We start from the raw sequence: 21,879 nt of genomic DNA, 5'->3' as shown, positions 1-21,879 counted from the left end.
GTCCATGGGACGGACTCGCGGCTAGCCCGCCGCGAGCGCCTTGAATGCCGGCACGATCAAACCCATGCCGGCCGCCAGCAACAGCACGAACACCATGCGCTTGACGGTCTTCATCGAGCCCGCCGTGCTGTAGCGGCGAGCCACCCAGGTGACGCCGATCACAACCGGCAACGCCAGCAGACTCAACCAGAACGACGAGGCCATGAAGGCCCCCTGCCCGGTCACGAGCGCCAGGCGCACGACCGCGTTAAGCGAAAACAGAATCAGCAGGCTGTTGCGGATGGCGGCCAGCGGCAGGGGCTGGCGGTACAGGTGATAGACCATGGGCGGACCCGCGCTGGAAAACAATCCGCCCAGCACGCCGGAAATCGCGCCGAAGAACACGAACGAACCGCGCGAGGACACATGCGCCAGCGGCTGCGCACGCGCGATCAACAGCACCGCGCAGCCCAGGATGGTGCAGCCCAAAAGCAGTTGCAGCAGCACGCCCATGGAGCCGCTGATCCAGGCCAGCGCCGCCACGCCCGCCCCCACGCCGACCAGGCTGCTGGCCATCGCGGGCCGCATCAGCGACCAGTTCACCTGCGGCTTGGCGCGTGCCAGCGTCACGGCCGCGTTCACCAGCGACAGCACGCTGACCACGTTGGCCACTTCGGACACGGAAGCCAGCTGGAACACGCCCGACAGGCCCAACAACACCAGCCCGAAGGCGAAGCCCGTCATGGTCTGCGCATAGGTGGCGAGCGCCACGCAGGCGAGGAACAGCAAATATTGGGAAATGCTCATGCTAATGGGAGAGCCTGACCTGCCTCGGCTCTGCCCGGAGCGGCGCGTTGCGCGGCGCGGGAGCGGATCGACGGGGAACAGCGTTAGGGGTTTGGGATCGGGTTTTTTCCGCCGGCGATCATAGCACCGGGACGCGCCGACTCACACTTTGTCACAACTGGATGCGCTCGTGCACCATGACCGGCGCGCCCTGCCGCTATCCTTGCCGCCCTGTAAATCCCTTGCGCCTTGCTCCCGCCGCGCCATCCGCCGCGCCGTCTGGATACGGCGCGCACGGCTGCGAGAATGACGCCCAAACAGACCACGATCAACACGGTGACGCTGACCTGCTCGACCTGCGGCAGCGCCCAATTCACCAAGCTGGACACCAACGAATACCGCTGCAGCCATTGCCACGCGGTCACGCTGGTCGAAGACAACGTCGCCCAACGGCTGGAGAAGATCCTGCGCGGGATGCAGCAGCCGGCTCCCAAGCCGCAGCTCGGTCCGCGCGCCATCGCGGCGGTGGCAGTCGCCGTCGCCGCCGTAATCGCCGTGCCTTTGGTCGCCTCCATGATCGGGTCCAAACCGACCGTCACGCGGCAGCCGCCTGCGCCGCCTCCCATCGACGCCTCGCTGGTCAAGCTGACGGACGTGCAGGAGATCCGGGTCCGCGACCGCACGCAGCTGGTCATGATCATGCGCAACGAGACGGGCAAGAAGATCGACGTGCCGCGCGTCACGGCTTCGTTCTTCCAGGGCGACCTGTCGCTGCCGTCGAACTCCGGCTCGGCGCCGGCGCGTTCGCTGCAGCCGGGCGAGTACACACCTGTCATCATCTCCACGCCCAGCCAGGCCTACAGCCGCTATGCGCTGCAGGTCTCGCAGCCGACGCTGGCGCGGGACAGGAACAACGACGTGGCCGCCAGCAAGGTGCAGCTAGTGCGCAACGACGGCGCCTACCGCCTGGTCGGCCTCTTGAAGAACAACGGCGCCAACGAGGCCAACAGCAGCCAGATCACGGTGATGCTGTACGACGAGGACGGCAAGCTGATCGGCACCGGCAACGGCTACGGCGCCGCCAGCCCGCTGGCGCCGAACGCGCTGACCTCCTTTGACGTGCGCTGCGAGATGCTGACCGAGGGCCGGGTCGCCTCCTACGACTACATGGTGCAAAGCGAGACCCACACCGCAGCGTCTGCCGCGTCCAAGGCGGAAACGCCCGCCAGCCGCATCGTGCGCGTCAGCCCGGCCGACCCGCGAATCATCGAGCACGTGCGCCTGACGACCGCGGAACTGCTGGATCCGGACTTCGCGCTGTTCGACGCCAGCGCGCTCAAGCTGTCCGCGCCGCGCCGCCTGCTCGACGAGATCGAGCGCCCGGTCCTGTACGCCGAACTGGTCAACACCAGCGACCAGTACGTCGTCCTGTCGCCGAAAGCCAACATTACGGTGTTCGACGGTTCCAACCGGCTGGACCTGCGCCAGAGCTGGAGCCTGCCGGCGCGCCTGTACCCCGGCGAGCGGGTGCCGGTGGCGTTGACCGGCCGCGTCGACCGCTATACCGAGGTCAAGACCGACTGGCTGCCCGCCAAGCGCGCCGCCCTGCCCGGCCCGCGCCCCAAGCTGGCGGTCACGGTCGAGAACACCGAGGCCCAGGTCGGCACCGGCACCCTGAACTTCACCCACCGCTTCCGCTACAAGTACGTGACCGTGCACGGCCGCGTGCGCAATGACAGCCAGGCCGAGGTCGAGAACGTCAAGGTCTGGATCAGCCTTTACGACGCCCAGGACAAGCTGACCGGCGCGGTTTTCCAGGAATTGCGGCTGCCCAAGCTCAAGCCGGAGGAAAGCGCGCCGTTCCAGGTCGACGTCAAGCAATACGGCGGCAACTTCGCCCGGGTGGGCGTGGTGTACGACGCCGGGCCGCGCTAGGGTGCCGTCCTGCGTCGCCCTTAAGCAACAGCTATGGGCTCAAGTCTTATATAAGATATAAGACATTTGCTTGCGTCCCCCTGTTCCCTCTACAATTCGGCGAACAACCCTTCTTCCAACCCGACTTTGAGCAGGCCTCACATGCTGGATAATTACCGCCAACACGTTGCCGAACGCGCGGCTCTGGGGATCCCCCCGCTGCCCCTTACGGCCAAACAAACCGCTGAACTGATCGAACTGCTCAAGAACCCGCCCGCTGGCGAGGAGCAGAACCTGGTCGACCTGCTGACCCACCGCGTGCCCGCCGGCGTGGACGACGCCGCCAAGGTCAAGGCTTCGTACTTGGCTGCCGTGGCGCTGGGCAAGGAAGCTTGTGCGCTGATCAGCCGCGCCAAGGCGACTGAACTGCTCGGCACCATGCTGGGCGGCTACAACATTGGCCCGCTGGTCGACCTGCTGGACGACGCTGAAATCGGCACCATCGCCGCCGATGCGCTGAAGAAGACCCTGTTGATGTTCGACGCCTTCCACGACGTGAAGGAAAAGGCGGACAAGGGCAACGCCAACGCCAAGTCCGTGATGCAGAGCTGGGCCGACGCCGAATGGTTCACCAGCCGTCCGGAACTGCCGCAGAGCCTGACCATCACCGTCTTCAAGGTGCCTGGCGAAACCAACACCGACGACCTGTCGCCGGCTCCCGACGCCACCACCCGCCCCGACATCCCGATGCACGCCCTGGCGATGCTGAAGAACAAGCGCGACGGCGCCGCGTTCGAACCGGAAGAAGACGGCAAGCGCGGTCCGGTCAAGTTCATCGAATCCCTGAAGGAAAAGGGCCACCTGGTCGCCTACGTCGGCGACGTGGTGGGTACGGGGTCGTCGCGCAAGTCGGCCACCAACTCGGTGCTGTGGTTCACCGGCGAAGACATCCCCTTCGTGCCGAACAAGCGTTTCGGCGGCGTGTGCCTGGGCAACAAGATCGCCCCGATCTTCTACAACACCATGGAAGACGCCGGCGCCCTGCCGATCGAACTCGACGTTTCCAAGATGGAAATGGGCGACGTGGTCGAACTGCGCCCCTATGAAGGCCGCGCCCTGAAGAACGGCGAAGTCATCGCCGAATTCGAAGTGAAGTCCGACGTGCTGTTCGACGAAGTGCGCGCCGGCGGCCGCATTCCGCTGATCATCGGCCGCGGCCTGACCGCCAAGGCGCGCGAAGCGCTGGGCCTGCCGGCCTCGACGCTGTTCCGCCTCCCCAAGGACCCCGCCGACACCGGCCGCGGTTACACGCTGGCCCAGAAGATGGTCGGCCGCGCCTGCGGCCTGGCCGAAGGCAAGGGCATCCGCCCGGGCACCTACTGCGAACCGAAGATGACCTCGGTCGGCAGCCAGGACACCACCGGCCCCATGACCCGCGACGAACTGAAGGATCTGGCCTGCCTGGGCTTCTCGGCCGACCTGGTGATGCAGTCGTTCTGCCACACCGCCGCCTATCCGAAGCCCGTGGACGTCAAGACGCACCACACGCTGCCGGAATTCATCAGCACCCGCGGCGGCGTCTCGCTGCGCCCGGGCGACGGCGTGATCCACTCCTGGCTCAACCGCATGCTGTTGCCCGACACCGTCGGCACCGGCGGCGACTCGCACACCCGCTTCCCCATCGGCATCTCGTTCCCGGCCGGCTCGGGCCTGGTCGCCTTTGCCGCCGCCACCGGCGTGATGCCGCTGGACATGCCGGAATCGGTGCTGGTCCGCTTCAAGGGGAAGCTGCAGCCCGGCGTGACCCTGCGCGACCTGGTCAACGCGATTCCGCTGTACGCCATCAAGCAAGGCCTGCTGACGGTTGCCAAGCAAGGCAAGAAGAACATCTTCTCCGGCCGCATCCTGGAAATCGAAGGCCTGCCCGACCTGAAGGTCGAACAAGCCTTTGAACTGTCGGACGCTTCCGCGGAACGTTCGGCCGCCGGCTGCTCGGTGCGCCTGAACAAGGAACCGATCATCGAGTACATCAACAGCAACATCGTGATGCTGAAGTGGATGATCGCCAACGGTTACGAAGACGAGCGCACGCTGGGCCGCCGCATCAAGGCCATGGAAGCCTGGCTGGCCGACCCCAAGCTGCTGGAGCCGGACGCCGACGCCGAATACGCCGCCGTGATCGAGATCGACCTGGCCGACGTGCACGAACCCATCGTGGCCTGCCCGAACGACCCTGACGACGTGAAGACGCTGTCGGAAGTCGCTGGCGCCAAGATCGACGAAGTGTTCATCGGCAGCTGCATGACCAACATCGGCCACTTCCGCGCAGCCTCCAAGCTGCTGGAAGGCAAGCGCGACATCCCGGTCAAGCTGTGGGTCGCCCCCCCGACCAAGATGGACGCCACCCAGCTGACCGAGGAAGGCCACTACGGCGTGTTCGGCACCGCCGGCGCCCGCACGGAAATGCCGGGCTGCTCGCTGTGCATGGGCAACCAGGCACAGGTGCGCGAAGGCGCGACCGTCATGTCGACCAGCACCCGCAACTTCCCGAACCGCCTGGGCAAGAACACCAACGTGTACCTGGGTTCGGCCGAACTGGCCGCCATCTGCTCGAAGCTGGGCCGCATCCCGACCAAGGACGAGTACATGGCCGACATGGGCGTCATCAACAAGAGCGGCGACCAGATCTACCAGTACCTGAACTTCGACAAGATCGCGGACTACAAGGACGTGGCTGACGTCATCGAAGTCTAAGCATCGGGCAGCGCAGCCTGGCTGCATCGCCTGCAGGACGGCCCCGGAGCAATCCAGGGCCGTTTTTCTTTGCCTGGCGCATGCGGCACAGGTCGGAGAATTTCAGGGACGGAACTTTTTCCGCGATACGTTTTCATACAATCGCGGTAACTTGTGACATCCGCCCCCAACCCTGCCCCGATCTCCGGAGGAAGACCGCCAATGACCCGGCTTTTGCTGCCGCCGCTGCTATTGCTGGCGCTTGCCGGCTGCGCCACCGCGCCGCCCTCGAATCCCGAGAACATCTGCGCCATCTTTCGCGAAAAGCCGGACTGGCACGATGCCGCCCTGAAGGTGCAGAAGAAATGGGGCGCGCCCGTGCCGGTACCCATGGCCATGATGTACCAGGAGTCCTCCTTCAAGCATGACGCCGTGCCGCCGCGCTATTACTTCCTGGGCTTCATCCCCTGGGGACGCGTCAGTTCAGCCTACGGCTACGCCCAGGTCAAGGACGAGACCTGGGACGACTACAAGAAAGATGCCGGCGGCTGGGGTTCCAGCCGCGACGACTTCGCCGACGCGCTGGATTTCATGGGCTGGTACATGAACAAGACCCAACGCATCAACGGCGTGTCCAAGTCCGACGCCTATGGCCAATACCTGAACTACCACGAAGGCTGGACCGGCTACCGCAACCGCAGCTACGACCGCAAGGCCTGGCTCAAGACCGTGTCGCAGAAAGTGCAGGCACGGGCCCAGAAGTTCGCCGCGCAGTACAAGAGCTGCGAGAGCGACCTCACGCGCGGCGGCTGGTTCTGGTGAACGCCGCCGCCTGAACTCAGAAGTCCATGCTCGCGCTGAGCGAGAAGGTGCGCGGTCCACCCAGCACCAGATAGCCGTTACCCGGATAACCGCCCACCGACGACCAGTAGTTGCGGTTGGCGATGTTGTCCACGCGGGCGCGCAGGGTCACGACGTGGCCGTCCACGTCCATCATGTAGCGCAGGCCCGCATCGAAGCGGGTCCAGCCCGGCACCTTGAGCGTGTTGGCGTCGTCCGCGTAGGACGAACCGGTATAGACCACGCGGCCATCCACCGCCAGGCCCGGCACGCCGGGGATGTCCCATTCCACGCCCATGTTCGCCTGGAAGCGCGGCACGCCGATCACGCGGTTGCCGTCGATGGACGGGTTGCCGGTGGAACGCTGCGTGGCGTCCAGCCAAGTCAGGCCGCCCAACAGGCGCACGCTCTTGACGGGCTCGCCGTACATGGTGAGCTCCACGCCCTGATGGCGGTCCTTGCCGGACGTGGTCAGTTCGTTGCTGGCGTTGTACATGGCGCGCGGCTTGTCGGTCGAGAACAGCGCGAGTCCCGCGCCCAGTCCGTCGCCTTCATACTTCGCGCCGATTTCCTTCTGCTTGGAGACGAAGGGCGGCAGGCTCTGGCCGGCGTTGGGCACCGGCTTGCCGCCGGCATTGGCCGGGGCGGTCGGTCCCGCGACGAGCGCCTCGATGTAGTTCGCGTACAGCGAAACGCTGGGCGCGACCTTGACGACCAGGCCCGCGGCGGGCGAATTATGGCTGGCGTCGTAGGCGCCGTTTTCCTTGCCGGTGTTGTACGCGTAGTCGCGTTGCGACAAGCGCTGATGGCGGATGCCCGCCGTGAGCAGCACCTTGTCGTCCAGGAACGACAGCGTGTCGCCGATGGCGTAGCTGCTCAGGCGGGTGCGGCCTTGCAGCGCCGGATCGTCCAGGTCGTTGCCACGCAGCGCGGTGGCGCTGAATGGCGGCTTGTCATACGAAATCGGGTTGTAGATATTGGTGGGATACGTGTTCTGCCAGTCCATCACATAGGCATTTTTCTTCTTCAGGTCGAAGAAGGATGCCGACACGACGAACTCGTGGCCTACCGGCCCCGTGCGCAGTTTGCCGCGCAGGCCCAGTTCGCCCGTGTTCACGCTGTCTTCGCGGGTATTGTCGAAGCGGTAGAAGGTGCCCGCCCCCGTGCTGCCGTTGGTCAGCGTGACGTTGCCCAGCGAATTCGCTTCATCGCTGCGGCGCATGCCAAAGGCCGCGTAGGCGGTCAGCTTGTCGCTGAAATCATGTTCGCCGCGCACGGTGCCGAAGACGTCCCGCTCGTTCGAATACGACCAGGGCTGCGCATAATTGGAGCTGGCGTCGGGCGCGTCGGGCACCTTGGTGACGCCGGCGCCCAGCGTCACGTTGGGACGCGCGCGCTTGAGCTTGTTCTCCTGCCAGCCGATGTCGGCAGACAAACGGGTGTCGGCCGAACGCCAATCCAGGCCCAGCGATACCAGGCTAGTACGGGAATGTTCATCGTCGATACCGGTATCGCCGCTGCGCTGTGCGGCGTTGAGCCGGATGCCGGTGCTGTCGCCCGGGCCAAAGCGGCGAGCAATGTCGGTGGACAACTGGAACTGCCCGCCGCTGGACACGCCGGTGGTAACACGGGTCAGAGGTTCGTTCGGCGCGCGCTTGGGCACCAGGTTGATCACCCCGCCGATGCCGCCGCCGCCGGGCGCCGCGCCCGTCAGGAAGGTGGACGCGCCGCGCAGGACCTCCACGCGTTCGAACAGTTCGGTGGCGATGTATTGGCGCGGCAGCAGGCTGTAGAGGCCGTTGTAGGCCACGTCGTCCGAACCCAGGATGAAGCCGCGGATGAAGTACGACTCCTGGAAGTTGCCGAAGCCGCGGGCCACGCGCACGCCCGGGTCGTTCTGCAGCACGTCGCCCACGCTGCGGGCCTGCCGGTCCTGGATCAGTTCATTGGTGTAGCTGGTGATGCTGAATGGCGTGTCCATCAGGTCCTGCGTACCCAGCAAACCGACGCGGCCGCCCCGGGCGACCTGCCCGCCGGCAAAGGGTTCGGCCAGGCCGCCGGCCGAGGCATCGGCGCTGGCTTCGACCTTGATGGCGTCCATGGAAACGACGGAGCCGGCCTGATCGGACGCGGATTGGGCGTGGACAACGGGGAGATAGCACGGCAGCGCGGCGGCCATGCAGGCAAGAGTTCGGATTTTCATGTCGGGAAGTTCGCAGGCAGAGATCAAAATCCCGATGGGGTCACGCGCGCACTAAGAATTACGGATGCGTCTGGAATGTGCCGGAAGGCCAGGGCCTTGCCGGGCCGGCTGCACCAAAGGGGACTGGAATTGCTGAGCGCCCCATTCTACGGCAAACGGAATCATTCTCATTTATGTTACTTTTTGTTTGAGAATGTTCGTTGCCCGGGCGCCACAGCTGCCGCTTGTGGCGCCCTGGTCTTTCCGACGGGTCTATCGGCCGCCCGCGCGAGGATCGTAGTCCGCCGCCGCCATGGGTTCCAGCGGGTACAGCGGCCGCGCGCGTCTGCGGAATTCGAACAGCGACCAGTCGGAGCTGGTCACGCCGGGGCTGTCACATTCGACCAGCGCCTGGGAGATCGGCACGAACACCGGGCGGCAGTACATGCGCGACTTCACCAGCACGTAACGGGCGCGGGACGGATCCAGTCCAAGACTCTGGAACACGCCCAGATCCCAGGGTTCGTGGGTCTGCTCGGTCAGCACCAGCTGCGCGGCGCCTATGTCCAGCACCGCGCTGCGGCCCATGCAGGCCAGTTGCCCGGTATAGGTCGGCCCGGTGATCAGGTACTCGCCATTGCTCAGCGCGCGCACGGTGCCGCGCAGCGTGACGGGCTGCGCCTCCCGGCCGATTTCGCCGATGGCGCGCTTGTTGCCTAGCGGCAGCTCGACCGTGGCGCCGACGCCGGCGCGGGTCAATTCGGCCACCGCCTCGGGATCGCAGTACAGCCCCGCCTGTATGCCTTCCAGGCCCGCATCCAGCGCGGCCATCAGCACGTCCAGGGTGTCGCAAGTGCCGCCGCTCATGCAATTGTCGCCATGGTCCAGCAGCAGCACCGGCTTGCTTGCGCCTTCGGCCAGGATCTTGGCGCGCGCCAGCGACTCGGCCAGCGGCTCGCTGTCATAGAAGAATCCGTCGCGCTGCTCCCAGATCAGGGAGGCGATCTCGCCCGCCACGCGCTCCGCCTCGGCGCGGTCGCCGTCGGCCACCACGACCACGCTGACGCAGGGATGCGGGATGTCGGCCAGGCCGAAGCCCGCCAGCACCGACACGCCCAGCGCCCCCGCGGCCTCTGCCTGGCGCGCCGCTACGACGGCGGCGCGCATGGCGCCTTCGGCCGTGTTGCTGCGCAGGGAATGCGACACCAGCGGCAACCGGCGCCACGCCATGACCGGCTTGCATCGGCCGTCGATGCCCGCAAACAGCAGCCTGCCGGCGTGTTCGCCGGTTTCGTACATGTCGATGTGGGGATAGGTCTTGAAGCTGACGATGACGTCGGCGTTGTCCATCATCTTCTGCGTGACGTTGCCGTGCAGATCCAGCGCCACGGCAACCGGCACGCCAGGCGCGGCGGCGCGCAGCCGTTCAAGCAGGTCGCCCTCGCCGTCATCGGTGGTCTCCACCGCCATGGCGCCATGCAGGTCCAGCAGGATGACGTTGCAGCCCGGCGCTGCGGCCACGATGCGGTCGCATAGCTCGGCATAGGCCTGGCCATCGACGCGGCCGCTGGGATAGGCGGTGGCCGACACGGGCGTGACCAGTTCGGCGCCGCGCGCTTCGGCCAGGTCGATGAACGCCGACATCGCGGTGCGCTTGCCCTTGTTCTCTTCATAGGCCGCCGCATCGTAGGCGGGGCCGCCGTTGCCGAAGGCGGACAGCGGCGTGGGAACCGGCGAGAAGGTGTTGGTCTCGTGGTTCAACCTCGCGATCAGCGCCTTCATTGCGCGCCCCCATCGGAAAACTGGATGCGCCCGCAGCAGCGCAGCATGGCGTGCAACAGCACATTGCAGCCCGCCTCCAGGTGCTCGGGCTGCGCGTCCTCGATCTCGTTGTGGCTGATGCCGTCCTTGCACGGCACGAAGATCATGGCGGTGGGCGCCACCCGCGCCATGTAGACGGCGTCATGGCCCGCGCCGCTGATCACGTCCAGCGAATCCAGGCCCAGCGTGGCCGCGCCGTCGCGGATCGCCTGCACCAGGCGCGGCTCGAAGGGCTGCGGCGGGAAGTACACGACCTCCTTGCTGTCGACCTGGAAGCGGCCCGGCTCGGCCAGTTCCTCGCAGACGCGCGCAAACGCCGCGGCCATGCTGTCCAACGTGGCGTCGTCGGCGGCGCGCAGGTCTACGGTAAGCGCCACGCGGCCGGGAATCACGTTGCGCGAGTTCGGGAAGCTGTCGATGCAGCCAACCGTGCCGCGGCCATGCGGCGCATGCTCCAGCGCGATCCGGTTGACCTCAAGCACCAGCCTGGACGCGGCCAGCAAGGCGTCGCGGCGCAGTTCCATGGGCGTGGGCCCCGCATGCGCCTCCTGGCCGGTGATGGCGACGTCGTACCAGCGCTGCCCCAGGGCGCCCTGCACCGAACCGATGGTGATGCCGCGGTCCTCCAGGATGGGGCCTTGCTCGATGTGTGCCTCGAAGTAGGCGCCGACATCCCCGGGCCGCGCGGGTTCCGGACCGGCGTAGCCGATGGCGCGCAGCGCTTCATCCACGCTGACGCCGTCGCGGTCGCGCGCAGCCAGCGCGTGCTCCAGCGTGAAAGCGCCGGCGTACACGCCGGAACCCATCATCACGGGTACGAAGCGCGAGCCTTCCTCGTTGGTCCACACCACCACTTCCAGCGGCGCCTCGGTGGCAATGCCGCGTTCGTGCAGCGTGCGCAGGACCTCGATGCCTGCAAGCACCCCATAGTTGCCGTCGAATTTTCCGCCGGTGGGCTGGGTGTCGATATGGCTGCCGGTCATCACGGCGGGCAAGTCATCGCGCAGGCCGGGGCGACGCATGAAGATGTTGCCGATGGCGTCCACGCGCACACTGCAGCCCAGCTCGCGGGCCCAGGCGCAGACCAGGTCGCGGCCCTGCCGGTCCAGGTCGCTCAGCGCCAGCCGGCACACGCCGCCCTTGTCGGTGGCGCCGATGCGAGCCAATTCCATCAGCGAATTCCAGAGGCGGCTGCCATCGATGCGGATGCCGCTGACGGCCTCCAATGTGTTCATTTCCATGGTGTTTCCCTTGCTTCGGTTGCGCGGCGCAGGGGGTCCCTAGACGCCCACGCCCAGGTATCGGTCCTTCACGTTTTCGTCCGCTATGAAGACCGCGTTGCTGCCTTGGTAGACGATGGATCCCTGCTCGATGATGAAATGACGGTCGGCCAGCTGCGTGCAGACTTCCAGGTTCTGCTCCACCAGCAGGATGGTGACGCCGGCCTGCTTGATGGACTTGATCTGCGCCACGATCTCCTCGACGATCACCGGCGCCAGGCCTTCGACCGGTTCGTCCAGCATCAGCACGCGCGGATGGTTCATGAGCGCGCGCCCGATGGCCAGCATCTGCTGTTCGCCGCCGGACAACTGGCCGCCGCCGTTCCTGCGCCGCTCCTTCAGGCGGGGAAAGATGCGGTAGACGTCTTCCAGCTGCCAGGGCGAATCGCGGCGCATGCCCAGCTTGAGGTTTTCCTCGACCGTCAGCAGCTTGAAGATGCCGCGGTGCTCAGGCACAAGGCAGATCCCCATGGACGCGATCTTGTGCGCCGGCAGCCCGGCGATGTCGCGTCCGCCGTAGCGCACCGCGCCGCCCTTGGGCGCAATCACGCCGGCGATGGTCTTGAGCGTGGTCGACTTGCCCGCGCCGTTGCGCCCGAGCAGTGTGATCACCTCGCCCTGCGGCAGCTCGAGCGACACGCCTTGCAGAATATGGCTCTTGCCGTAATAGCTGTGTACGGCGTCGACATGCAGCATCATGCCCGGCCTCCCGTGATCATGTTGCCCAGGTACGCGGCGCGCACCCGCTCGTCGCTGCGGATCGCAGCAGGCGTGCCTTCGACCAGCACGCGGCCCTGCTGCATCACGGTGATCGTGTCGGAGATATCCATCACGATGTTCATGTTGTGCTCGATCAGCACCACCGTGTGATCGTCGCGCAGGCTGCGGATCAAGCGCTTCATCTCATCCAGGTCGTCCACCCCCATGCCCGAGGTGGGCTCGTCCAGGAAAATCGCGCGCGGCCGGGCGGCCAGCGCCATGCCCACTTCCAGGCGCCGCTGCTGGCCGTGCGACAGCGCGCCCGCCGCCACCTTGGCCAGCCGCGACAGGCCCAGCCGTTCCAGCGCCGCGTCGACGATCTCGCGCTGCGCCCGCGGGCCGGTGGGCGGATGCCAGCAGTCGAAGGCGCCGGCGCGATGCGCGCCCTGCGCCGCCAGCCGCAGGTTCTCCTGCACCGACAGGTTGGCGAACAGGCTGGTGACCTGGAAAGAGCGCGCGATGCCGCGCTGCACCCGTTGATAATCGGCCTCCTGCGTCACGTCATGGCCGTCGAACACGATGCTGCCCTCGCTGGTGCGCAAGGTGCCCGTCAGCGTATGGAACAGTGTGGTCTTGCCCGCGCCGTTCGGGCCGATGACGGAGTGCACCGTGCGCGGCTGCACTTGCAGATCGACCCCATGCAGGGCCACGAACTTGCCGAAGCGCTTGACGATGCCCCTGGCCTGCAGCAGCGGCGCGGAATGTTGCGGATTCATGCGCGTCCCTCCTTGGCGGCCGGCTCGCCGCCGGCAGGCTTGCGCCGCAGCGCCAGCCAGATGCGTTCTCCCAGCCCCCACAGCCCCTTCTGCATGAACAGGCTGACCGCGATCAGCAGGAAGCCCAGCAGCATCAGCCAGCGCGGCCACAAGGTGGAAAGCCAGTCCGCGAACAGCACGTAGAAAGCTGCCCCCAGCACTGAAGCGAACAGGTTGCCGGTGCCGCCGATGACCGTCATGACCAGGATCATCTCGCTGCTGTGGTATTCAATGCTGGACAGCGGCGCGATGCCGGTCATCATCGCCAGGAAGGCGCCCGCCAGCGCGGTGACGGCGCCCGAGATGGCGAAAGCCGCCAACTTGAAGAGGCGCACGTTGTAGCCCACCGCCATGGCGCGCGCCTCGTTGTCGCGGATCGCCAGCAGCGTGCGGCCGAACACCGAGTTGGTCACGCGCAGCAGCAGCCAGAATATCGCCAGGAAGCACACCGCCACGAAGGCGTAGAACTGCCAGGGCGTGGCCAGCGGCATGAGCTGCAGGCCCGCCACCGACAGCGCCGGACGCGGCACGTCCAGCAGGCCATTGTCGCCGCCGGTCAGGTCAGGCAGGCTGTACGCCAGGAAGTAGAACATTTGCGCGAAGGCCAGCGTCAGCATCACGAAGTAGGTGCCGCGCTGGCGGATGGCGAACCAGCCCACCAGCGTCGCGCCCAGCGCGCCCACCGCCATCGCCGCCAGCAACGCCAGCGGCATCGGCAGGCCGGTACGCGTCAACAGGATGCCGACGGCATAGCTGCCCAGGCCGAAGAAGATGCCCTGGCCGAACGACAACAGCCCGGTGAAACCCAGCAGCAGATTGCAGCCCAGCACCGCCAGCGCGTAGATCAGCACTTCCGTGGCCAGCGAGCCCGACTGCATGCACAGCGGCAACAGCAGCACCACGGCCAGCGCCAGCAGCAATTGGGCATGAGATTTCAAGCGCGTCATCATCCTCTCCCCATCAGGCCGTGGGGACGCAGCAGCAGCACCGCCGCCATCGCCACATAGATCATCAGCCGCGCGCCTTCCGGCCAGAGCGTGCTCATCACGCTCTGCACCACGCCGATCAGGAGGCCGCCGACCAGCGCGCCGAAGAAGCTGCCCATGCCGCCCACCACCACGATGACGAAGGCGATGCCCAGGGCCTCGATGCCCATGAAGGGTTCGACGCCGCGTATGGGCGCGGCCAACACCCCGGCCAGGGCGGCGGTCGCCGCGCCCAGCGCGAAGACCAGGCTGAACATGCGGAACACATTGATGCCCAGCATGGACACCATTTCGGTCGATTCGCTGCCCGCGCGCACCGCGCTGCCCAGCCGCGTGCCTTCCAGCACATACCAGAGCAGCAACGAGAAGACAGCGGTGAAGCCGATCACGAACAGACGGTACTTGGGATAGATGAAGCTGCCCCACATGACCACGCCCTGCAGGGCCGAGGGTGCGGCGACGTTGTCGCCTATCGGCCCCCAGATCACGATGACCAGTTCCTGCAGGACCAGCGCCAGGCCGACGGTGATCAGGATGTGGAATTCATGCGCCTGCGCGTAGACGTGGCGCAGCAGCACTTTCTCCACGACCCAGGCGCCGGCGCCCACCAGCAGCGGCACGATGGCCAGCGCGAGCCAGAAATTCAGGCCCCATTGGATGGCCTGGAAACAGAAGTAGGCGCCCAGCAGATAGAACGCCCCGTGGGCGAAGTTCACGAAGCGCAACAGACCGAAGACGATGGACAGGCCGACTGCCAGAAGGAAGTACAGCATGCCTACCCCGATCCCATTGATGATCTGGAGGAGATAGACGTTCATGGGTATGCCCGATGGAGGTAACGGAAGGCCGCGGGGCGCGCGGCGGCCGCGGACGCGGCGCGCCCACGGCCGCCCGCCTCAGGGGCGGGCTACAGCTTGCAGCCGGTTTCCGCGGGCGGCAGGAAGGAACGGCCGCTATGCACGATCTCGGCGTAATCGTCCTTGTCCTTCATGTCCTTCTTGGCGCGGCCCTTGAGCAGGTAGTAGTTCTTCAGGACCTGGTGGTCTTCCTTGCGGATTTCCTCCTTGCCCGTCAGGCCCTCGTAGGCCATGCCCTCCATGACGGCGATCACCTTGGCCGGGTCGGCGCTGCCGGCCCGGGCGATGGCGTCCAGCATGATGCGGGTGCAGATGTAGGAGCCCGCCAGGCTGTAATTGGGATTGGCGCGCGTCTTGTCGCGGGACAGCTGTACCAGTTCCTTGTTGAGCGGCGAGTCGATGCCGTGCCAGTACTGCGCGCCGAAGTACACGCCTTCGCACAGGTCCGCGCCCAGGCCTTCGAACTGTTCCAGGCCCGAAGCCCAGGCCACCAGGATGGTGCAGTTCTGCTTCATGCCGAAGCTGACGGCCTGGCGCAGCGTGTCGGAGGACTGCGAGCCGAAGTTCAGGATCAGCAGCACGTCCGGCTTGGCGGCCATGGCGTTGGTGAGGTAGCCGCTGAATTCCTTCTCGGTCAGCGAGTGATAGCTGTTGCCCACATGCTCGATGCCCTTTTCCTTGAAGATCGCCTTGGCCGCGCTGAGCAGGCCGTCGCCGAACACGTATTGCGGCGTGATGGTGTACCAGCGCTTGGCGTTCGGCAGCTTTTCGAGCAAGGGACGCACGGTCTGCTCGATGGCGCCAAAGGTGGGCACGGACCAGCGAAAGGTGGCCCGGTTGCAGTCCTTGCCGGTGATTTCGTCCGCGCCCGCGGTGGTGATGAAGACGCCGCCGGCGCGCTCGACTTCCTTGCCCATGGCCAGCGCTTCGGACGACAGGATGCCGCCGGCGAAGAATTTGACGCCCTTCTGTTGCGAGACTTCCTGGACCTTGCGCACCGCCGTGGCCGGCTTGCCCTCGGTATCCAGCACGGTATAGGCCAGCGGCCGGTCCAGCGCGCGGCCATACTGCTCCAGCGCCAGTTTCATGCCCAGGTCGGCGTATTTGCCGTTGGCGGCAAAGGCGCCCGACATGGGCACCGGACACCCGAACTGGATGGCGTCGGCTTGCGCCAGCGCGGACCGGGCGGTCCAGAGTGATCCGGGCACGGCGCCAAGCGCGGCCAATTTCAGCAGGTTGCGGCGATTCAAGATGGTTCTCCCTGGCTGCCGCTGGCGGTGCCGCGGCATATTGACGATGTCGAGCGCGCACCATGCGCGTCCCCATTCCGACTCTGTCTGCTCCAAGCTCCCGTGCCAGGGCTGCCGCCGCGTGGGCGTATTCGCAAGTCCCGGCGCTCATGCCTATACTGCGACTACCATCCTATTTATCATGATAAATAGGATTATTATCATGATCAGTTTGGCGAGCCGGCTCTGTCAATAGCGGGCGCATCAGGTATAACCCGGGGTCCGCGCAGAACCCGCCCGGGGCATGCCCCGCGCACACCACGCAGCAACGGAGGAACGCAATGGCGTTCAACAGTCACGACCTACAAGCCGCGGGCGCGTCGAGTCCGCCCAAGCGCAGCGACCTGGTCGCCGAAGAGATCAAGCGGCTGATCACGGCCAAGAACCTGTTGCCGGGCGACAAGCTGCCGCGCGAAAGCGAGCTGCAAAGCATGTTCTCGGTCAGCAAAAGCACCATGCGCGAAGCGCTCAAGTCGCTGGAGGTGCAGGGGCTGGTCAAGGTCAGCACCGGACCGGGCGGCGGCGGCACCGTGGTCGAGGTGCCGCTGGACCGCACCTTCCAGCTGATGCAGAACTACCTGTTCTTCAAGGAAGTGCGGATCGAGGACATCTACCAGGTGCGCAAGCTGCTGGAGCCCGAGCTCGCGGCCAGCGCGGTGCCGTTCCTGACGGACGCGCATTTCGCTGCGCTGGAGGAGAACATCGCCTGCTGCGATCCGTCGGCCGAGCACGTCGATGACCCGCTGGCGCAGCGCCAGGAAGAAATCAATTTCCACGACATCTTCGCGGCGGCCTGCCCCAACCCGTTCCTGCGCTTCAGCTGCGAGATGACCAATGAAATGATCCGGCAGCTGACCGTGTTCGACAACGAGATGCCGCTATCCGAGCAGCAGCGTTTCGGCAGCGCCAATACGGGCTTTCACCGCAAGATCCTGGCTGCGGCGCGCGAGCGCGACGTGGAAAAGGTGCGCGACTTGATGAGCGAACACATGCAGGACGCGATGCGTTCAGTCAAGCGCATGCACGGCAAGCTCGAAGGCCGGTTGATCCTGGACTCTGAGATGTCGCGGCGCAATGTCACGCGCAAGGCGCGCCGCGGCGGCAAGAAGGCCTGACGGCGCCGACGGCCAGGCGGCGTGGGCCAGGCGGCCGTTGCCGCCTCAGTCCAGCTTGATGTGATTGGCTTCGATCACCGCGCCCCAGCGCTGGCGGTCTTCCTGCACGTAGGCATCGATTTCTGCCTGGCTGCGGGGCGCCTGGATCACCAGGCCCAGGGGTTCAAAACGGCCGCGGAATGCCGGATCCTTCAGCACCTTGTCCAGCGCCGCCTGCAAGCGCTGCGCTTCGGCCTGCGGCACGGCGCGCGGCACGGCCAGACCGAACCAGGTGGCGGCGCGGAATCCCGGAAAGCCGCTTTCCGCCACGGTCGGCACCTCCGGCAGCACGGCCAGCCGCTCGCTGGTCGTGACGGCCAGCGCCTTGATCTTGCGTTCCCGCACCAGCGGCAGCGAGGTGCTGATCACGTCCACCATGAGCTGCGTGTCATTGCCCATCAGCGAGGTCAGGGCCGGCGCGCTGCCGTTATACGGGATATGCGCCACGTCCATGCCCGTGCGCGATTTCAGCAGTTCGGTCGCCAACTGCAGCGGATTGCCTATGCCCACGGAGGCGTAGTTCAGTTTGCCGGGCCGGGCCTTGGCATAAGTGACGAACTCGGCCAGCGTGCCCGCTGGGACCTCGTTGTTCGCCACGACCACCAGCGGCAGCTCGGCAGCGATGCCGAACACGCGGAAGTCGCGCGCGGCGTCATAGGCGATGCGTTGATAAAGCATGGGATTGAGCACCATGCTGGCGTTGCTGGCGAGGAAAACCGTGTATCCGTCCGGCGCCGACCTGGCCACCTGGGTCGCCGCGACCATCGTATTGGCGCCGGGTTTGTTCTCCACCACCACGGGTTGCCCAAGGTCGCGCGACATGCCTTCGGCCAGCACCCGCGACAATTGGTCCGCGGAGCCGCCCGGCGTATAGGGCACGACCAGTTTGACCGGTTTGTCCGGAAATGCCGCCAGCGCGGCGGCCGGAGCCGCGAGCGCGACGATCGCCGCGGTCGCGATGCGACGCAGCCTGAGGTTCAGCCTGATTGCCATGCCTGTCTCCCTTGTGGGTTTTGTTGTTGCGGCGATGCGCCGCCCTGCTATACCTGGCGCTGCCTGCCCGCCCAGAATTCGGCGCGCAGCCGGCGCTTGGCGATCTTCCCGTTGTCGTCGCGCGGCAGTTCCGCGCGCAGTTGCAGTTCACGCGGCACCTTGTAGCGCGCGATCCGTTCACCCAACCATAGCCTCAGCGCCTCGGGGTCGGGCGCGGCGCCCGCCGAGGGCTGCACCAGCGCCATCAGCCGCTCGCCGTATTCGTCGTCGGGCACCCCGAACACCGCGCAATCCGCCACGCCCGGATACTGCATCAGCTGGTGCTCGACCTCGGCGGGATAGATGTTCACGCCGCCCGAGATCACCAGGTCCGATTCGCGGTCGCACACATAGAGATAGCCGTCCGCGTCCAGATAGCCCAGGTCGCCCAGACCGATGAGTCCGTCCTTCTCCACTTCGGCGCGGGCCTGCGGGTTGTTGCGATAGGTGAAGTCCGCGTAGGCCGGCTGGCGCACGTAGATCCGCCCGACCTGGCCCGCCGCGCAGGGCGATCCGTCTTCGCCATAGATCCTGACCTGCGCGCCGCCGATAGGCCGGCCGGCGCTACCGGGACGGGCGAGCGCTTCGTGCGAATCGATGACGGTGACCATGCCCGCCTCGCTCGACGCATAGGTTTCATGGATGACCGGTCCCAGCCATTCGATCATGGCGCGCTTGATTTCCGGCGCGCAGGGCGCGCCGGTCGAAGCCACGAAGCGCAGCGACGACAGGTCGTGCGCGGCGCGGGTGGCGGCGTCCAGCTTCAAGAGGCGCACGTACATGATGGGCACCAGATACACCGTATCGATGCGGTGGGCCTCGATCAGGCGCAGGACTTCCACGGGATCGAACCTGTCCGTCAGCACGAAGGTCTCGCAGACCCGCAGGGCGACCTGCGCGAATACGCTGGGCGCACTGTGGTAGATCGGCGCGGGCAGCAGCGCGCGCGATCCCGGGCGCAGGCCGTAGGCCGCCTCCACCACCGCTTCGACCTGTTGCAGGTGGCGCCCCAGGTGTTCCAGCGGGAACGGCGCGCGCACCACGCCCTTGGGCCGACCGGTGGTGCCCGAGGTATAGGCCATATGACCGCGCGGCGCCACGCGCGGGCCGTCGTAGGGCTGTTGGCGGTCGCGCCAGGCGTCGTAGTCGGCATGCCCTGATTGCGCCGCGCCGGGACCGGCCAGCAGCACCGGCAGGCCGGCGGGCAGCGCATCGCGCAGCGGAAGCCACAGGTCGTCGTGCGCGACCAGCAGGCGGGCGCCGCTGTCTTCGATGAGGAATGCCACTTCCGCCGCGGTGAAATGCCAATTGATCGGGCAGTAGTAGCAGCCCAGCCGCTTGCAGGCCTGGATGATCTCCAGATAAGGCAGGCCGTTGCGCAATAGCACGGCGATCACGTCGCCTTCCCGCACGCCCATTGCCGCCAGCCCGGCGGCAACCTGTTCGCCGCGTGCGGCCAGCGCCGCGCCCGACAGGCGGTCGCCGCCCGCGTGGATGGTGCTGCCTGTCATGCGCCCCCCGTGCTGCGCTGCGCCTTGTCCTGCGCGGTGCGCGCTTCGATGGCCTGGCGCGCGGCGGCCCAGTCCGCGTCGCTCCATTCCGCGTACTGCTTGAAGTAAGCGCCGTTGGCCAGATAGTCGCCGCCGTCCAGCGCAATGGTCTGGCCGTTGATCCAGTCATAGCCCGGACTCAGCAGGAAGGCCGCCAGCTCGCCGATGTCATGTCCGGTGCCCAGGCGCCTCATCGGATTCTGCTGCGTCTGCGCGTCCGCGCCCGAGTCCTTGGGCCGCAGCCGCGCGCTGGCCCCTTCGGTCGGAATCACGCCCGGCGCGATGGCGTTCAGCCGGATGCCGTGGCGGCCCCATTCGATGGCCAGCGACTTGGTCATGGCGTCTATGCCGGCCTTGGACATGGCCGAGGGCACCACGAACGGCGAACCGGTCCAGACCCAGGTCACCACGATGGACAGCACCGCCCCGCCCGTGCCTTGCGCGATCCAGCGCTTGCCCACGGCCTGGGTCGTGTAGAAGGTGCCGCGGAACACGGTGTCGGCAATGGCGTTGAAGCCGCGCGGCGACAGTTTTTCAGTGGGGCTGATGAAATTGCCCGCGGCGTTGTTGATGAGGCCCGTCAGCGGACCGTGCCCGGTCCAGATGGCGTCGACGGCGGCGTCCACGGCCTCGGCATCCCGGATATCCACCGCCTGAACGTGGACCTCGGCGCCGTAACGTGCGCGCAGCCCGGCGGCAGCTTCTTCCAGCACGGCGGCGCGGCGTCCCCACAGGTGCAGCGCAGCGCCCAACGACGCCAGGCGCTCGGCCATGGCGTAGCCCAGGCCGGTGCCGCCCCCGGTGACGAGGATGCGCTCGCCGCGAAATAGATCGGCGCGGAACATGGTTTGCGGGGACATCCCGCCGGATGGGTTATGGGGCATGGTCTGGTCTCCTTTGCGATGGTGGCCAGAATATCAACCGCCGCCACGCCGCGACAATCCCGCAGCTTGCGTAAACTATGTTTCCTCACAGTCAACAATAGGACTGCGCATGCCCGCCCTGCCCGCGCTGGACCTCAACCTGATACAGCTGTTCGTCACCATCGTCGACGCCGGCACCTTGAGCGAGGCGGCGGTGCGCCACGGCGTGACCCGTTCGCACGTAAGCCGCAATCTGCAGAAGCTGGAACGCGCCTTCGGCGCCCAGCTCATCCGCCGCAGCACCCGGCGGCTGGAACTGACGCAACAAGGCTCTGTGCTGTACGAGCACGGCGCGCGCATGGCGCACGAAGTCGAATCCGCCCGCCATGCGTTGCAGAAGCTCGGATCCGAGCCCGCGGGCCACGTCCGGCTGAGCATCCCCACCGGATTGGGGGAACTGGACCAATTGCGTCCGCTGCTGGTGAGCTTCGCCCTGCGCCATCCGTCGCTGACCTTGCGCGTGCTGTTCTCAAACCGGGTGAGCGACCTGATTTCGTCGGAAATCGACGTGGCATTGCGGGTCATGACGACCCCGCCGCAGGATTACGTGGCGCGCGCGCTGGGCGACGTCAAATGGGTGCTGTGCGCGGCGCCCTCCTATCTGCAGCAGTTCGGCCCGCCGGCTCATCCGCGCGATCTCGGCCGCCTGCACTTCCTGGGCCCGCCCGACCCCAGGCCCCAGGTCACGCTGCGGCTGCGGCGCAAGGACCAGCTGCATGAGGCCAAGCTCGCGCCGCGGCTGCAATCAGAGTACTTCCCGTTCCTGGCGCAAGCCGCGCGCGCCGGCGCGGGCGTCGCGCTGCTGCCGGCCTACGTGGTGCATGAGGACCTTGCCGCGGGCCGGCTGACGCCGGTGCTGCCCGCATACCAAGCCCTGGGGCCAGGCGACAAGTTGTTCATCCTGACCACGCCCAACCCTTATCCATCGACCGCCCAGCGCGCGGTCGTCGATTTCCTGCGCAGCGAGCTGACCGTGCTGCTGCGCGAATTCCTTGCGTAGACCCGCCTTCCCTCGCAGGGCCGCAACATCCGCGTAGGA

Annotated in this window: 17 protein-coding genes; 5 read left to right on the top strand and 12 right to left on the bottom strand. The window is 66.6% G+C overall.

Annotated elements, in window-relative coordinates; all coding sequences use genetic code 11:
- Positions 1–21: 21 nt before the first annotated feature.
- Positions 22–786: a sulfite exporter TauE/SafE family protein gene (locus IB258_RS05055; RefSeq protein WP_054452957.1), complete on the bottom strand. Its 765-nt coding sequence runs from the start codon at positions 784–786 to the stop codon at positions 22–24.
- 285 nt (positions 787–1,071) lie between these two features.
- Here IB258_RS05055 and IB258_RS30290 point away from each other — a divergent pair, with 285 nt between their 5' ends.
- The 3 genes from IB258_RS30290 (at position 1,072) to IB258_RS05035 (ending at position 6,234) form a co-directional block, all read left to right on the top strand.
- Complete coding sequence (locus IB258_RS30290; protein WP_225590289.1) at positions 1,072–2,700, top strand: FxLYD domain-containing protein; 1,629 nt, start codon at positions 1,072–1,074, stop codon at positions 2,698–2,700.
- 141 nt (positions 2,701–2,841) lie between these two features.
- On the top strand, positions 2,842–5,433 hold the full coding sequence (gene acnB, locus IB258_RS05040) for a bifunctional aconitate hydratase 2/2-methylisocitrate dehydratase (protein WP_054452959.1): 2,592 nt from the start codon (positions 2,842–2,844) through the stop codon (positions 5,431–5,433).
- A 201-nt stretch (positions 5,434–5,634) separates the two neighbouring features.
- A complete protein-coding gene (locus tag IB258_RS05035) occupies positions 5,635–6,234 on the top strand; it encodes a hypothetical protein (protein WP_054452962.1) in 600 nt (199 codons plus the stop codon).
- 16 nt (positions 6,235–6,250) lie between these two features.
- On the opposite strand, the gene IB258_RS05030 is transcribed toward IB258_RS05035, so the two are convergent.
- The 8 genes from IB258_RS05030 to IB258_RS04995 all read right to left on the bottom strand — a co-directional run bounded on the left by IB258_RS05030 (position 6,251) and on the right by IB258_RS04995 (position 16,142).
- Positions 6,251–8,455 (bottom strand): TonB-dependent siderophore receptor, encoded by a 2,205-nt coding sequence (locus tag IB258_RS05030; RefSeq protein ID WP_054452964.1) that lies wholly within the window; start codon positions 8,453–8,455, stop codon positions 6,251–6,253.
- Between the two features lie 252 nt (positions 8,456–8,707).
- Positions 8,708–10,216 carry a M81 family metallopeptidase gene (locus IB258_RS05025; protein ID WP_192352256.1) on the bottom strand — a complete coding sequence of 503 codons (1,509 nt, stop codon included), beginning with the start codon at positions 10,214–10,216 and terminating at the stop codon, positions 8,708–8,710.
- Positions 10,213–11,496, bottom strand: coding sequence for a Zn-dependent hydrolase (locus IB258_RS05020; RefSeq protein ID WP_119450006.1), 1,284 nt, complete (start codon positions 11,494–11,496; stop codon positions 10,213–10,215). The genes IB258_RS05025 and IB258_RS05020 overlap by 4 nt, the downstream gene beginning before the upstream one ends.
- A gap of 39 nt (positions 11,497–11,535) precedes the next feature.
- Positions 11,536–12,234: an ABC transporter ATP-binding protein gene (locus IB258_RS05015; RefSeq protein ID WP_192352255.1), complete on the bottom strand. Its 699-nt coding sequence runs from the start codon at positions 12,232–12,234 to the stop codon at positions 11,536–11,538.
- On the bottom strand, positions 12,231–13,010 hold the full coding sequence (locus tag IB258_RS05010) for an ABC transporter ATP-binding protein (protein ID WP_054452971.1): 780 nt from the start codon (positions 13,008–13,010) through the stop codon (positions 12,231–12,233). Before IB258_RS05010 ends, IB258_RS05015 begins: the two co-directional genes overlap by 4 nt.
- Positions 13,007–13,996 (bottom strand): branched-chain amino acid ABC transporter permease, encoded by a 990-nt coding sequence (locus IB258_RS05005; protein ID WP_054452973.1) that lies wholly within the window; start codon positions 13,994–13,996, stop codon positions 13,007–13,009. The genes IB258_RS05010 and IB258_RS05005 overlap by 4 nt, the downstream gene beginning before the upstream one ends.
- Entirely contained in the window at positions 13,996–14,853 is an 858-nt protein-coding gene (locus IB258_RS05000; RefSeq protein WP_054452975.1) for a branched-chain amino acid ABC transporter permease, read from the bottom strand. The genes IB258_RS05005 and IB258_RS05000 overlap by 1 nt, the downstream gene beginning before the upstream one ends.
- Before the next feature lie 89 nt (positions 14,854–14,942).
- Positions 14,943–16,142 carry an ABC transporter substrate-binding protein gene (locus IB258_RS04995; RefSeq protein WP_054452977.1) on the bottom strand — a complete coding sequence of 400 codons (1,200 nt, stop codon included), beginning with the start codon at positions 16,140–16,142 and terminating at the stop codon, positions 14,943–14,945.
- A gap of 320 nt (positions 16,143–16,462) precedes the next feature.
- Between IB258_RS04995 and IB258_RS04990 the strand changes: the two genes are divergently transcribed.
- On the top strand, positions 16,463–17,296 hold the full coding sequence (locus IB258_RS04990; RefSeq protein WP_054452979.1) for a FadR/GntR family transcriptional regulator: 834 nt from the start codon (positions 16,463–16,465) through the stop codon (positions 17,294–17,296).
- 45 nt (positions 17,297–17,341) lie between these two features.
- Here the strand turns inward: IB258_RS04990 and IB258_RS04985 are convergent, their stop codons facing one another.
- The 3 genes from IB258_RS04985 to IB258_RS04975 are packed head-to-tail and all read right to left on the bottom strand — an operon-like array spanning position 17,342 to position 20,762.
- Positions 17,342–18,328 carry a tripartite tricarboxylate transporter substrate binding protein gene (locus IB258_RS04985; protein ID WP_054452981.1) on the bottom strand — a complete coding sequence of 329 codons (987 nt, stop codon included), beginning with the start codon at positions 18,326–18,328 and terminating at the stop codon, positions 17,342–17,344.
- 47 nt (positions 18,329–18,375) lie between these two features.
- Complete coding sequence (locus IB258_RS04980) at positions 18,376–19,878, bottom strand: AMP-binding protein (RefSeq protein WP_192352254.1); 1,503 nt, start codon at positions 19,876–19,878, stop codon at positions 18,376–18,378.
- A complete protein-coding gene (locus tag IB258_RS04975; RefSeq protein ID WP_054453670.1) occupies positions 19,875–20,762 on the bottom strand; it encodes an SDR family oxidoreductase in 888 nt (295 codons plus the stop codon). Before IB258_RS04975 ends, IB258_RS04980 begins: the two co-directional genes overlap by 4 nt.
- Before the next feature lie 148 nt (positions 20,763–20,910).
- Here IB258_RS04975 and IB258_RS04970 point away from each other — a divergent pair, with 148 nt between their 5' ends.
- On the top strand, positions 20,911–21,840 hold the full coding sequence (locus IB258_RS04970; protein WP_082400873.1) for a LysR family transcriptional regulator: 930 nt from the start codon (positions 20,911–20,913) through the stop codon (positions 21,838–21,840).
- The last annotated feature ends 39 nt before the right edge of the window (positions 21,841–21,879 follow it).

The organism is Achromobacter sp. ACM02 (assembly GCF_014851605.1).
GTDB lineage: Bacteria > Pseudomonadota > Gammaproteobacteria > Burkholderiales > Burkholderiaceae_B > Achromobacter > Achromobacter aegrifaciens.
The sequence above is the reverse complement of the archived record's forward strand: the minus strand, read 5'-3'. Positions and strand labels throughout refer to the sequence as shown.